10 protein-coding genes and 1 pseudogene are annotated in these 13,723 nt (G+C 52.2%); 6 read left to right on the top strand and 5 right to left on the bottom strand.

Annotated features, from left to right (window positions below; genetic code table 11):
- The 6 genes and pseudogenes from EJP87_RS02045 to EJP87_RS02020 form a co-directional block, all read left to right on the top strand.
- Positions 1–388, top strand: a pseudogene (locus EJP87_RS02045) (HslU--HslV peptidase ATPase subunit); the annotation flags it as partial.
- A gap of 307 nt (positions 389–695) precedes the next feature.
- Positions 696–1,130 (top strand): bacteriohemerythrin, encoded by a 435-nt coding sequence (locus EJP87_RS02040; RefSeq protein WP_130470199.1) that lies wholly within the window; start codon positions 696–698, stop codon positions 1,128–1,130.
- 58 nt (positions 1,131–1,188) lie between these two features.
- The gene (locus EJP87_RS02035) at positions 1,189–1,482 is read left to right on the top strand and encodes an STAS domain-containing protein (protein WP_130470198.1); all 294 of its coding nucleotides are present in this window, start codon (positions 1,189–1,191) and stop codon (positions 1,480–1,482) included.
- Between the two features lie 158 nt (positions 1,483–1,640).
- Positions 1,641–2,519: a PstS family phosphate ABC transporter substrate-binding protein gene (locus EJP87_RS02030; protein WP_130470197.1), complete on the top strand. Its 879-nt coding sequence runs from the start codon at positions 1,641–1,643 to the stop codon at positions 2,517–2,519.
- 353 nt (positions 2,520–2,872) lie between these two features.
- Complete coding sequence (locus EJP87_RS02025) at positions 2,873–4,624, top strand: sensor domain-containing diguanylate cyclase (protein ID WP_130470196.1); 1,752 nt, start codon at positions 2,873–2,875, stop codon at positions 4,622–4,624.
- Positions 4,625–4,633: 9 nt separating this feature from the next.
- Positions 4,634–7,411 (top strand): hybrid sensor histidine kinase/response regulator, encoded by a 2,778-nt coding sequence (locus EJP87_RS02020; protein WP_130470195.1) that lies wholly within the window; start codon positions 4,634–4,636, stop codon positions 7,409–7,411.
- 286 nt (positions 7,412–7,697) lie between these two features.
- On the opposite strand, the gene EJP87_RS02015 is transcribed toward EJP87_RS02020, so the two are convergent.
- The 5 genes from EJP87_RS02015 to ubiE all read right to left on the bottom strand — a co-directional run bounded on the left by EJP87_RS02015 (position 7,698) and on the right by ubiE (position 13,451).
- Positions 7,698–8,420, bottom strand: a complete 723-nt coding sequence (locus tag EJP87_RS02015; protein WP_130470194.1) for a response regulator transcription factor — start codon at positions 8,418–8,420, stop codon at positions 7,698–7,700.
- A gap of 79 nt (positions 8,421–8,499) precedes the next feature.
- The gene (locus tag EJP87_RS02010; RefSeq protein ID WP_130470193.1) at positions 8,500–10,269 is read right to left on the bottom strand and encodes an ATP-binding protein; all 1,770 of its coding nucleotides are present in this window, start codon (positions 10,267–10,269) and stop codon (positions 8,500–8,502) included.
- A gap of 71 nt (positions 10,270–10,340) precedes the next feature.
- Positions 10,341–11,978: a 2-polyprenylphenol 6-hydroxylase gene (gene ubiB, locus EJP87_RS02005; protein ID WP_130470221.1), complete on the bottom strand. Its 1,638-nt coding sequence runs from the start codon at positions 11,976–11,978 to the stop codon at positions 10,341–10,343.
- Between the two features lie 7 nt (positions 11,979–11,985).
- The gene (ubiT, locus tag EJP87_RS02000; protein WP_193771064.1) at positions 11,986–12,699 is read right to left on the bottom strand and encodes a ubiquinone anaerobic biosynthesis accessory factor UbiT; all 714 of its coding nucleotides are present in this window, start codon (positions 12,697–12,699) and stop codon (positions 11,986–11,988) included.
- Positions 12,700–12,701: 2 nt separating this feature from the next.
- Positions 12,702–13,451 (bottom strand): bifunctional demethylmenaquinone methyltransferase/2-methoxy-6-polyprenyl-1,4-benzoquinol methylase UbiE, encoded by a 750-nt coding sequence (gene ubiE / locus EJP87_RS01995; protein WP_130470191.1) that lies wholly within the window; start codon positions 13,449–13,451, stop codon positions 12,702–12,704.
- Positions 13,452–13,723 lie beyond the last annotated feature (272 nt).

Here is a 13,723-nt window from a genome sequence, read left to right as displayed (position 1 = left end):
TTCCGATCTGTTGCCCGAACTGCAAGGTCGCCTGCCCATCCGCGTCGAATTAAAAAGTTTGGGAGTCGAAGAGTTTGTACGCATCCTCAACGAACCGGAAAATGCCCTGACTCGTCAGTATAGCGCCTTGTTGGCTACCGAAAAAATTGATCTCTCCTTCTCCGGCGAAGCCATTCGCGCCATCGCCGAAGTGGCCGCTCATGTCAACGTAACCACCGAAGATATTGGCGCCAGGCGTCTGCATACCGTCATGGAAAAACTGCTCGACGAGATCTCCTTCTCCGCCAACGAACGGCAAGGCGAAGCCATTCTCATCGACGCCGAATATGTGCATGCCCAGCTCAAGGAGTTGGCCAATAATGAGGATCTGTCGCGTTTTATCCTGTAAAGCATGGGATCTGGCACGCCTTATCCTGTAGAAAGCATGGAAGATGAGCCTCTGAAAAACCATTGCCGTTTTTTGGAGATGCCCGATAAATTGCTCCCATCCATGCCCTTTTTTTGTTAACATGCTCCTCTCTTCACTTTCGTTACTGCCTGAAGAGACAGGAGATGGCGGCAAGCATATCCCTGCACCCTCAACCCGTGCTGCACACCGCCCATACCGTTCTGTAACCTGCTTCGGATACCCCGAACTCCGCAGAGGAAATTAAAAAAACCTCTCTGGGTTCGCTTCAGCATATAAAGGAGTAATCATGATCGGACAATTCATCGCCATGCCGGATCAATTCCGCCTCGATCATCCGGCTATTGATATGCAGCATGAGGTACTCTTCGCGCTTTATAACGAATTAAAAATTTCGCAAGAAGATCATGAAATGGCCTTCGATCTGGGGGATATTTTCCTCGGACTCAACGGTTATGTGGCTACCCATTTCCTCTTTGAAGAGGAGTTGATGGCAGCCTTCCACTATACCGATACCGCCATGCACCACGAGGAACATCGTCGCCTGAGCGAAAATGTGGCCCTCCTGCACAACCGTTTCAAACAGGCTAAAACTCTTCCTGAACAACAACAAATTGCCAATGATGTGGCACAATTTCTCCTGAATTGGCTGGCACACCATATCGCTGAAGTCGATCGCAAGCTGGTCCGGCATCTGAATACGCTACCTGCCGCACTTTCATAAACCATCTTTCCTCGGATTGCCGTATTCTCTACACAATTTAATGAGCTGAGGTTGCACCATGTCTCTCAAAACATTCAAAAGCGGGGATCGGGTTCATATCATTCTCCCCAAAACTTTCGGTTTTGAAGTGCGTAACGAATTTCGCAGTGCCATCCAAGACAACCCTCCCGGTATCGTCTATGAACTTGATTTTACCGAAGTGGAAAAAATGGACAGCTCGGCCATGGGCATGTTGCTGTTGTTGAAAGAGGCTGCCGGTGGCGAAGGCTTTGTCTTGTTAAGCAATGTCCGGCCAGATATTGTGAAACTTCTGCACTTGGCCAGCTTTAACAAATTGTTCAGTATTGCCTGAAAAGGTGATTTAACAATAATTTTACAAAATTTTGGACAGGTCTGCGCAAAATTCGGTGTATGATCAGGCAATGGAGTTGGCCGTGCGGCGTGATTCTCTTTTTTCACTCTCCCGCACCTTGTCAACCGTTCTTTGCTCAAACCGCAAGGGGGCCTTCCATGCAAGGCAAGCGAATTGCGCTGATTCTGTTTTTGTGCATCCTGATTGGCCATGCAAGCAGCGCCCAGGCACGACTCATCATCCAGAATAAAGGTTCTGACTCTTTGGTCAACGTGGCACAAGCCTGGGCGGAAGCGTTTCAACGCTTGCGACCAGATGTTGCCATTGCCGTCACCGGCGGCGGCAGCAGCATCGGTATCGCCTCCCTGCTGCACAATACAATCGATATCGCCAACTCCAGCCGGGAGATTCAGCCCAGAGAGTTGGCTATTGCTGAAAAAAATGGCATCCAACCTGTTAAACATCTGCTCGGTTATGATGCTCTCCTCATCTTTGTCCATCCCGACAATCCTTTGACCTCTCTTACCCTGCCGCAGTTGGCCGACATGTATGGAGAGGGGGGCAAAAGTAAACGCTGGAGCGATTTGGGAGTCAGTGTGCCTGGCTGCAGCAATCAACGCATCATCCTGGCAAGCCGACAAAGCAACTCGGGAACCTACTTCTTCTTCCGCGAGCAAATCCTCGGCGAACGTCGTGACTTTGCCCTTGGCACCAAGGATTTGCACAGCTCAAAAGATGTCGTCGAGCTCGTGGCCAAAAATCCCTGTGCCATCGGTTACAGTGGCCTGGCCTATGCCCATCCCAATATTAAAATTCTTCCTATTGCCCTCCAGGAAGGCAGCCCTGCCATTACTCCTTCCATGAGCACAGCCATCGATAAAAGCTATCCTCTCTCTCGCCCCCTGCTCATGTATACCCCCGGTGAAGCAAAAAATTTTGTCAAAGAGTATCTGCAGTGGATCAAAAGTGATCAGGGTCAATGTATCCTCTTCAATAAAGGCTATGCTCCCTATCGACCCCTGCACTGTCCTCAATAATCTCACCCCTTGCTCCCTTGCCATCTCCCGTTGCTTTATGAGCCAATAGCTCTCTTGAGCACGCCTGCCCTTGTCTGACGCTGGCATCCTCTGCAGATCAGTGTTGCGCTTCTACCGTTCGGAGTGCAGACTCCCTCAATATGATCATCAGGAGCTGCAATATGTGGTTACATTATGTCTCTTTAATTCAATATATGAATTATAACGTTATAATATCTCATTACTTTCTCAACAGTTCGTTTTTTCCTTGTCCCAAGCAGAAAATATTTTCATGATAACCAATTCTTTTTTATGGCCCAGATGTGCCGGGTCACGCCTCTACCTGATGATGCTCAAAGCCAACGGAATGTGTCATGTCTTTGCACAACAAACTCTATAAGCCAAAGCTCTTTCTGTTGATTCTGGTCATGCCAGGCATTCTCTGGCTGGCCGTGCTCGGAGCCGGATTCAATGGCTTGCTCTCTATCCGTGACAACCAAAGTATAGCCAACCATGATCGGGAGCTGTTGCGCCAAGGGGTGCACGCCATCGACCGCATTCGCGATGCGCAATTTCATTTCAAATCGCAGGTACAATCCTGGAAAAATCTGCTCCTGCGCGGCCATGACACTGCGCAATTCCGTCACTACCAACAACAACTGGAACAGCAAGAGCAAGAGGTGCAAAAGCTGCTGCATGCCCTTCCCGCCCTGTTGCAGCCTCTGGGCATGGCAGAAAGCTCCCAGCAACAAATCCTGGAACTGCAACAGCAACATCTTGCCATGGGGCTGCATTATAGTTCAGCGCTGTATGTCTATCGCAACAGCTTGCAGGCACAACAACCTGTCATCGAAGCCATCGCCGCTGCAGATGCCGTAGTCTTCGGCCAGGATGGACAAACCAGCGCCAAAATGGATCAATTGGCCACCGCCATTGTGCAACAGGTTCAACAACTGGTTCACTCTGCCGGTGAGAGAGACGAGCAATGGTTTTCTCGACAAATCCAGTATGCCGCCTGGATCTTGGCTGTTTTTCTCTTTTTGATCCTGCCGCTGGCCTTCATTACCGTGCGCCGCCATGTCATTCAACCCATCACCCGTATGACCGCAGCCATCGAACAGGTGGCGCAAGGCAATTTTGCGCAACAAGTGGCCGACCAATCCATCGATGAACTCAGCCGCATGCGTTTTGCCTTCAACCATATGGCCGATGAACTGGCACGCATCCATTCCGGTTTGCAGAGCGAACGTGACAAATTGACCACCATCATCGTTGCCGCCCAGGAAGGAATCGTGGTCACCGATCGCAACGGCAAGGTCGCCCTGATCAACCCGGCAGCAGAACGTTTGCTGGAAAAAAGCGCCGAACAGATCACCGAGGAAGGATTCCTTAATCTGCTTGATGATCCCGACTATATGACTGCCTACCTGACCCAGGCTGGAATCGAAATTCCCTCCACTGTGGTCTATCACAATCGGGTCTTGAGCATCTATGCCGCCACCATCCATGCCCCTGATGGCACACACATTGGTTCGGCGGCCTTGATGCGGGATATTACCGAAGAAAAACGTCTGGAAAAACAGTTGCGAGATCTCTCCAACACCGACAGCCTCACCGGCCTGCACAACCGCCGACGCATGGATGAGATCTTGCGTGAAGAGTTCAGTCGCGCCAAACGCTATAAGCAGCATTTGGCAATCCTCATGCTCGATGTGGACCATTTTAAGCGTTTTAACGATCAATATGGACACGATCAAGGTGACCGCGTCTTGCAAGCGGTCGCCCGCGTCATGCAAAGCACCTGCCGGGATGTTGATTTTCCCTGTCGCTATGGCGGTGAAGAGTTTTGCTTGATTCTGCCCAGCACCGCTGTGGAAGGTGCCGCTATCATGGCTGAACGGTTGCGCTTCAATGTGGAGCAACAGCGCGTTGACGGCTTGCAGGTCACCATCAGTATCGGTGTCGCCCTCTTCCCCGCCATCGGAACCGATGCCGACTCCTTGAAAAAAGCTGCAGATGAGGCCCTCTATCAAGCCAAACATGCCGGCCGCAACCGTTATTGCATCGCCACTCCCGTCAACTCATCGATTCCACAAGCGCCCTCTACAAGCCATCCAGGCAGTTAGGAGCAGCACATGGACTCCCACCACTCCTTTGCCACCCTTAAACAACTCTCTACACGCATCCTGCTGCGTCTGCTTGCTCTGATTGGTGCTTTCCTGCTTTTGCTGTTCTGGTTGCACACAGAACAAGCAGCACAATGGAGCTTGTCCGAACGGTGGTTATTCATCCTCTCTTATGTCGCCCTGCTCGGCTGGCTGATTCATAAACAAATCAAACATCTCCTGCACCCCCTGCAACTATTGGCCACTACCTTGCACCAGTGGCAACAAAACCACTCCACAGAAACCTTGCAGGAACCCATTCCGGAAAGCAGCGAGGAGATCCTCTGGATTCAAAATGCCTTTCAAGCCATCCTGATCAACAATGAGTGGGAGAGCGCTCTTCTGGAAGAGCGCGTCGCCCAGCGAACCCAGGATCTGAATCGCACCAAAGAGGAGGCTGAAGCGGCCAACCGCGCCAAAAGTGAATTTTTGGCCAATATGAGCCATGAAATTCGCACCCCCATGAATGCCATTATCGGTTTGACCGACCTGGCTTTGCGTATGCGGCCACCAGCAAAATTGGAAAAACATCTTTCCAAAGTGCTGCATGCCTCGCGTGCCTTGTTGCGTATTCTCAACGATATTCTTGACTTTTCCAAAATCGAAGCCGGCAAGCTGACTCTTGATCCCGTACCCTTCAGCCTGCATCGCCTGTTTGACAATCTGGGTGATCTTTTTCGTCAGGCTGCCGCCGATAAAGGGGTCGAACTCAACCTCTCCATTGTGGCCACCATCCCTTCCCGGTTGATTGGTGATGATGCCCGCCTCGAACAGGTCTTGGTCAACCTGATCAGCAACGCCATTAAATTTACCGAAAATGGCGAAATTGATGTGCGCGCCGTGGCCATGGATAAAACCGATCACCAACTGCGCCTGGTCTGTTCAGTACGTGATACCGGTATCGGTCTCTCTGCCGAACAGTTGGCTGCCCTCTTTGAACCCTTCGTCCAGGCAGACAGCTCCATCACCCGTCGCCACGGTGGCACCGGACTCGGACTGAGCATCTGTAAACGCCTGGTGGAGATGATGGGGGGACGCATCGAAGTGGAAAGCACCCTGGGGCAAGGGAGTATCTTTTTTTTCTCTATCCCCGTGGGTATCGATACTGCTGAACCACCCCTGGAGCTGCTCCCCCCCAAAGAGCTCAATACACTGCGCATTCTGGTTGTGGATGACAATGAAACCGCTCGCCTCATTCTTTGGGAATATCTGCGGGGTTTCCAGGTACGGCCTACCGTGGTCGATTCCGGGCAGCGTGCCCTCGCCGAAGTATGCAGCGCCTGCAAAAATGGCCATCCCTATGATCTGATTTTTGTCGATCATCGCATGCCCGATATGAGCGGCCTGGAAACGGTGCAGCAGCTCTTCCAAACAATTGCCCAAAACTGTCCTCCACTCACCAGTGGTGCCACCATTCCTTTGCCAAAGGTGGTCATGCTGACCGCCTTCCATAATGAAATTCTCAAAAAACAGGCGGGAGTTGCAGGAGTGGATCGCCTGCTGCAAAAACCGATCAGCAGTACCGAACTGTTCAATGCCATCATGGAGCTGTTTGGCCGCCATGACGCCAAAATTCACCACCATAAACTGGAAGAGAGCAGCAACCTCTCTGTCATCACCCAACAAATTGGCGGTGCACGTATCTTGCTGGTCGAAGATAATGGAATCAATCGCGAGGTGGCCCGTGGCATCCTGGAACAGATCGGTATCCAGGTGGAAGAGGCCCATAACGGACAGGAAGCGGTCTGGATGGTTGGTAAAACCCGTTATGATGCCGTTTTGATGGATATCCAAATGCCGATCATGGATGGCATCACCGCCACCAGGCTGATTCGCCAGGATCGCCGCTGCCAAACTCTGCCCATTATTGCCATGACCGCACACGCCCTGGATGGCGACCGGGAAAAAAGCCTGGAAGCTGGCATGAATGTGCACATCACCAAGCCCATCGATAACGACATCCTCTATGCGGCACTGCTGCAATGGATCAAACCCAGAGAGCCATCCGATGCTGCCCCCTGGAACCCGCCCTTGCTGCCAACAACCGTAGAGGAGATTGCACCGCTCGATCTGCCTGAATCTTTGCCAGGACTCGATCTGCGCACTGCCCTGCGCCGCCTGCATGGCAACCGCCGGGTATTACTCTCCCTGTTATGGGAATTTCATCGCGATTTTGCCCAAACCGCCGCCCAACTCTCCATGGCTCTGCTCCATCATAAACGTCGCGACGATCAAAATCAGGCAGAACGACTGGTCCACTCGGTCAAGGGCATTGCTGGCAACCTCTCTGCCATGGAGCTGTTTGCGGTTGCCAAACAGTTGGAAGAGGCCATCCGCAACGGACATACTGCGGAATGGGAAAATCTGTTGTGCGAATATACCAACGCCCTGCAACGGGTCATCACCTCCATCGAAACTCTGCCACAAGCGGATGCCGGTTTGCGCACCTCTTGTCAGCCACTCGCTTCCCCTTCTGTTATCCGTACCCTCAACAAAGAGGGGCTCAGCTCGCTGGTACAACAGTTGCGCAACCAACTGCAGGCCCAGGATGCCCGCTCCCAACAGCTCTTCGAGCAGTTTTGCCAAGAGGTCAGCGGTCAATCAGAGGTTGCCGATCACTCCCTCCTGCAGATACGTGAACAACTGGATCAGTTCCAGTTCCAACAAGCGCTTGCCTCCTTGAACCGTCTCAGCGCTCTCTTGCAAATCGACAGCAGCGCTGTGGTTGCAGAAAAAAGCTGCAACTGAAAGGCAACTATTCAGCTTCGTGCTGGCTCGCCAGATCTACCCGCTTCGCGATGGCTCGCCAGTTCTACCCCCATGGGGATGCCGTGCGGATTGGCGCAAAAAAGCGCGCCAATCCGCACAGCTTGCTTCCATTAGGCGCTTAAGCCGACGCAAAAAGCGCGTCGGCTTGTTGTGAAAGGCGCGCCAAAAACAAAAAAACAAAACCCCAGAGGCTCCGCCAGGGAGGTGCCCTCCCTGGACCCGCAGTTGTTTTTGGTGGTGAATATTACAAGCAACACACCCGCAACTAACTCAAACGACTGACCCCTGCATCTCCCGGACGCTCGCGCAAACGATAACCAAGGTTGCGTACCGTCTCAATTGCATCCCCAACCGGTCCCAACTTTTCCCGCAATCGTTTGACATGCACATCCACCGTGCGCGTCTGTACAGATGTGTTGTTCAGATTCCACACCTTGGTCAATAATATATCCCGCGATTGCACCCGCCCCTTGTTGGCCAACAACAGATCCAACAACTTAAACTCCATGGCAGTCAAAAATATCTCCTGGTCGGCCAACCATACCTGATGCCGCATTCGATCCAGACGCAACAAACCAAACACCTCCTGCGACATCTCATCTGCCTGCGCCACCATGCCACTGCGCCGCAAAATCGCCCGTACCCGCAACATCAACTCCCGCACATGAAACGGCTTGACCACATAATCATCCGCCCCCAACTCAAATCCCACCACCCTATCGGTATCTTCACCCTTGGCACTCAAAAACAGAATCGGTGTCTTACGAGTCCGCTCATCCATACGCAAACGGTGACATACCTCAATCCCCGACATGCCCGGTAACATGACATCCAGCATGGCCAGATCCGGAGGTCCATTGCGACTTACCCACTCCAGACCCTCCTCTCCTGATACAAACGGAAACACCTGATACCCCTCATTTTTCAGGTTATATTCCAAAGTCATCAACAGATCTTCCTCATCCTCAATGATCAAAATATTGCTCATTGCTCTTCCTACCTCACAGCAACAAGATGCGCAAAAAATAGATTGGTCCACAGCAACTTCTGCGCGAAAGCATGATCGATCATACGATCACTCGTGACAGACTGAGCCAAAACAACGATCCCTGCGGTACAATAGCCTCCATGCCAACTGCTTCACCCATCTTTTCCGCCAGATGCTTGACGATCGACAATCCCAGCCCTGTGCCGCCCATCTTGCGCGAACGTCCAGAGTCCACCCGATAAAACCGCTCAAATACACGATCCCGATGTTGCGGCGCAATCCCAGGTCCATCATCCACCACCTCCAAACGCCATTGCCCATGCTGTTCACGTGTGCGTACCACTACATGGGAGTGGTTGGGTATATACTTGACCGCATTGTCCAAAAAATTGATCAGAATGCGCCGTAACACCTCCGCATCCGCTAAAATGCTCATCTCCGCTTCCACCTCTACCTGCAGCTCAATCTCCTTCTCTTGCGCCGTCACCCGCACCAAATCCACCACATCCAGCACAATCGGTAACAGCTCCAGACTCTGTACCTCCATGGCAAATTGATCGGCCTCCAAACGGGAAAGATCCAATAAATCAGCAATCAACTTGGCCAAACGGCTGGCATTACGCTCCATGGCGCTTACCAAAATACGACTGTATTTCTTATCCTCCAAAGCCCCTTCCAGCAAAGTCTGGGCATTGGCCTGCAAAACACTCACCGGCGTGCGCAACTCATGGGAGACATTGGCCACAAAATCCCGACGCATGGCGTCCAAACGCCGCTTCTCCGTGACATCGCGCAACACAATGACATGACCAGAATGCTCATGTAACGGCGTCACCACCGCTGTCACTCGTCGTTCGACCGGTCCATCCAAAGCAAATTCTGTGGAAAAGGGTTGCGAAGGCAGATAGTGACGATCCAAACCCAACTCGGCACACATGCGCAGCGGTACAATATTTTGCACCGCTTCACCCACAGGAGCCTGTGACAAATGCAGCAACTCCATCACCGAACGGTTCATCAAGGTAATCTGCAACCGCCCATCCAAGGCAATCACCCCCTCGTGCATGCTTTGCAAAACCGCCAGCATCTGTGATTGCCGCTCGGCCAGCAAGGCCAACGTCTCATTTTTCTCCTCGGCCAAGAGATTCAGTGAACTGGCCAACCCCGCCAGCGCATCGTTGGCATGAATCTCAATGCGTGGTGCCCGTGACGAATGGGCCATGGTCTGCGCACAGGCAATTACATGGCGTTGGGAATAGGTCGTCCAATGGGCAAAAAGACCGCTCAAAGAGATGGCCGTCATGATCGCAATCAAACCAGCCACAATGATCGATAAACGTAAACGACTGGTCAGCGCCTGTACCCCCTCCAACGGCAACGCTGCCCGTACCACCCCCTGTCCCCCCCCATCTGGAGAATGAAAGGGTAGAGCCACATAGAGCATCCCTTGCTCCATGGTCGCCGATTCCCGGCGACTGATTCCCAGCCCATCCTGCAACGCTGCAACCACCTCTGGCCGTTGCCCATGATTATCCATGCTGCGCAGCGCCGCACCGTTGCGGTGGGAATCGCCTAAAACCTTGCCATCATCGCCAATATAGGTAATGCGAATCCCCGGATCCTGCCCAAACAATCCCGCCAGTCGGTCTGGATTGTGCTCAATGGTGGACAACTCCCGTGACTCTGCCAAAACACGACCAATCTGTGCATGACGACGCAATTCGGTAACCAGTTGATTCTCCAGCCACTCTCCCAGCGAATATTCCAAATAAATATTCGCCGTCACAATGGCAATCAAAACCAACAACAAAAAGGAGAGAACATATTTACTGCGCAGATCAAGAACCATGACGCTCTTGCCCGGATACCCTATTCATCAGACTCTCCCCGTGATCAAGGGTAAACAAGAGCCATAACCTCTCATCGCTCACCCGGTTTGATACTGAATAGATAGCTGAGAACTGCGCCAGTCAACGGTGGCATATACCACCATGCCGATTGACCACCCAACAGCAACAAACCGCTCCCCAAAAAGAGTGTGCCCCCGACAATGGCCCAGGTTTGACTGCGCAAACCACGGGATACTGCACGCTCCAACTCCTCCAGAGAACTGGGATGAATGCGTAACTGAAATTGATCCTGACTCAAACGCTCCAAACCATTGACAATTATATCCGGTACCAAGGTCGCCGCACTGTACAGCTTTTTCGCCTGTGCACCCGCTTCCAACAACCTGCCCTTTGGTCCCAGATTCTCTGTCATCCAATCGCGAATCAGCGGTCCTGACAACTCCCACATATTCAAATCAGGATTGATCTCCCGTCCCACCCCTTCCAAAACCAGCATCGTCTTTTGCAGCAGCAACAAATGGGGTTGTACCGCCATGTTGAACTGTTCGGTCACCTTGAACAGCTCCGCCAACAGATTGCCAATGGAGATATCCTTCAACGGCTGACCAAAAATCGGCTCTGCCAACATCTGACAAGCCTCTTCAAAAGCATCCACATTGGTATCATGCGGCACATAGCCCGCCACCACGTGCATCTCGGCAACCAGGCGATAATCCCTCTGGAGAAATCCCTGTAAAATTTTGGCCAATACCATGCGATCCTGGCGGCTTACCCGTCCGACAATACCAAAATCCAAAATGGCCAAGGTGCCATCAGCCAATACAAAGATATTGCCTGGATGCTGGTCGGCATGAAAATAGCCATCCCGGAATACCTGCTTGAAAAAACTGGTGACAATGTTGCGGGAGATGGTAACCGGATCAATCTTGCCGTCCGCTGATCGATGCACCAACTCATCGATTGGTACCCCTTCAATCCATTCCATGGTCAAGACACGTCGGGTAGAGAGCGCCCAGATGACTGCCGGAACACGCATCTCTCGATCTTCCCGAAAATTTTCTCGAAATTTTTGCGCGCGCGAAGCCTCAATTTGAAAATTGATCTCATTGCGAATCGACGCGGCAAACTCTGCCACCACCTGCTTGGCGCGCATGCGCCTCCACTCCGGCAGATAGGTATCCACCAACTCCGCCAGAGTCGTCAGCATGCGAATATCCAGCTCCACCAAGGCGATTACATTGGGTCGCATCACCTTGACCGCCACCTCACGTCCCGCCAACGTGGTAGCGCGATGCACCTGGGCCATGGAGGCCGAAGCCACCGGGTTAATCGCAAAAGTCCGAAAAAATTGCTCAACCGGCCCTCCCAAATCCTTCTGGATAATCTCCTCTACCTGAGCAAAGGGAAAAGGCGGCACATCATCCTGCAATTTTTTCATCTCGACACTAAAATCATCCGGCAAGATTTCGGTGCGGGTTGACAAGGCTTGGCCAAATTTGATGAAGGTAGGGCCCATCTCCTCCATCGCTTTGCGCAGCCGTACCTGCGCTGACAAGCGACGCACCCGCCGTACTGCTGGATGCAATCCCATTATCCAGGTCAACAAGCGAAACGGAAAAGAGAGGGTGGATAACGGCTCAACATCATAGTGAGCCAAAATCAATAGAATCGTCGTCAGACGGCGAAAGGATCGATAATGTCCCAACATCACGGCATCAAACCACCGAAGTCAATGAATCATTATCTGCCGATGGCTGCTCTTCCGCTCCTGCTGCCATTGCCAGTGCCAACGCACGTTTTTTCTCTACCCGACCAATGGCTCGCGCCACCCGTTCACTCCGCTCCACCAAATCATCCAAATCGTCCCGAAAAGTGTTCCACTGCGCCTGGCGGGGCAAACTGCGCTGGGCCATCCACTCCTCCACCCCCGCATCCACCTTCTCTGCTCCTTGCCCAAGTGCCTGCTGCATCTGCGTCCAGGAACGCACTGTTACACCTGCCAGCTTCTCTCCCATCCAGGGCGCCAACTCACGCTGCCAATCGATCTCGACATTGTCCAAGATGTTCTTGAAGTGCAATCCGGTATCGGTCTCCCCAGACAACTTCAACTCGCGGGCAAAAAACAATGAATCAGGATCCCTGGTATTAAACAGCAAAGCCAAAAATGCCTGACTGCTGCCCGCCATGGTGACATGGGCCACGGTGTCGGAATAGGTATGAATGCGCACCTCTCCCCCCTCATCCACCACCATGAAAAATGCCGTTTGCAAATCCTCCACATCAAACTGAAACACCTTGCCGGATAACTCTGCCAAACGAGCCTTCAACTCTGGATAGCGCTGGAAAAATAAATTCAAGGTCACACTCAAGCCAACCGCCGTCAGCGGCTGTGGCAACCATTTCAGAGGTGCTGCAAACCATCCACTCATTGTCATACCTTTCTGCCCACATGCACAGCCGCAATGCCGGCGCTCAGATTATGATAGCGAACCCCATATAAACCACACTCCGTTAACAACTTGGCCACCTCTTCCTGCGCGGGAAAGCGACGAATCGACTCCGCCAAATATTGATAAGCATCCCGGTCTTTGGCTATCCAATGGCCAAGCTCCGGCAAAATTTTGAACGAATAGGCATCATACAACGGCTCCAAAAAGGGAATGGCCAAACGAGAAAATTCCAAACAAAGCAGTTGCCCACCTGGGCGCAATACCCGCACCATCTCCCGAAACGCCGCTTCCATCTGGGTCACATTGCGAATACCAAAGCCAATAGTCACACCATGAAAACTGTTATCGGGAAATGGCAACTCTTCGGCATTGCCCTGAGTCCAATATAATCCCTGAATCCGTCCCTCATCGACCAAACGTTGCCGCCCCCTCTCCAACATGTTGGCATTGATATCATATATCACCACACGTCCCGTACCCGCCAACTGTTCGTGCAGCAGACGCGCCAGATCCCCCGTACCCCCCGCTACATCCAAAAAATGTTGCCCCGGTCGCACCCGCAAGCGGCGAATGGCAAACTGCTTCCATAAACGATGAATCCCCAACGACATTAAATCATTCATAAGATCATAGTTGCCCGCCACGGAGTCAAAAACCTCTTTGACTTTCACCACCTTTTCCGCAAAAGGCACTTCACTAAAACCAAAATGGGTCATGGTTGGTTGGGACATTGTGCTACTCCTGAAGGGTGCATTGGACAGATCACGGAAATTCTAACCCCATACGTTCCCGGTGGGAAGCGTTGTTGATGCACCAACGGGCTGGCGCATCTTTTTCATGTTCGCAAACCCCTGCATGGGCAAAATTTCTCCAGGGCAACTGCATTTGAAAATCAGAAAATTATTATGGAGGTCCAGGAGGAGATTATCTCCTCCTGGTGGGTGCAGGGCAAAGCCCTGCTGAAAATGTGCGGCGTTTCACCAGAAGCGAATGCTTAAGCATT

Source organism: Candidatus Magnetaquicoccus inordinatus (genome assembly GCF_004217665.1).
In the GTDB taxonomy this organism is placed as follows: domain Bacteria; phylum Pseudomonadota; class Magnetococcia; order Magnetococcales; family Magnetaquicoccaceae; genus Magnetaquicoccus; species Magnetaquicoccus inordinatus.
The sequence above is the reverse complement of the archived record's forward strand: the minus strand, read 5'-3'. Positions and strand labels throughout refer to the sequence as shown.

Excerpts from the sequence above, each read along its gene's own strand:
- EJP87_RS02040 (WP_130470199.1), top strand. The coding sequence starts at position 696 with ATGATCGGACAATTCATCGCCATGCCGGATCAATTCCGCCTCGATCAT.
- EJP87_RS02035 (WP_130470198.1), top strand. The coding sequence starts at position 1,189 with ATGTCTCTCAAAACATTCAAAAGCGGGGATCGGGTTCATATCATTCTC.
- EJP87_RS02030 (WP_130470197.1), top strand. The coding sequence starts at position 1,641 with ATGCAAGGCAAGCGAATTGCGCTGATTCTGTTTTTGTGCATCCTGATT.
- EJP87_RS02025 (WP_130470196.1), top strand. The coding sequence starts at position 2,873 with ATGTCTTTGCACAACAAACTCTATAAGCCAAAGCTCTTTCTGTTGATT.
- EJP87_RS02020 (WP_130470195.1), top strand. The coding sequence starts at position 4,634 with ATGGACTCCCACCACTCCTTTGCCACCCTTAAACAACTCTCTACACGC.
- EJP87_RS02015 (WP_130470194.1), bottom strand. The coding sequence starts at position 8,420 with ATGAGCAATATTTTGATCATTGAGGATGAGGAAGATCTGTTGATGACT.
- EJP87_RS02010 (WP_130470193.1), bottom strand. The coding sequence starts at position 10,269 with ATGGTTCTTGATCTGCGCAGTAAATATGTTCTCTCCTTTTTGTTGTTG.
- ubiB (WP_130470221.1), bottom strand. The coding sequence starts at position 11,978 with ATGTTGGGACATTATCGATCCTTTCGCCGTCTGACGACGATTCTATTG.
- ubiT (WP_193771064.1), bottom strand. The coding sequence starts at position 12,699 with ATGAGTGGATGGTTTGCAGCACCTCTGAAATGGTTGCCACAGCCGCTG.
- ubiE (WP_130470191.1), bottom strand. The coding sequence starts at position 13,451 with ATGTCCCAACCAACCATGACCCATTTTGGTTTTAGTGAAGTGCCTTTT.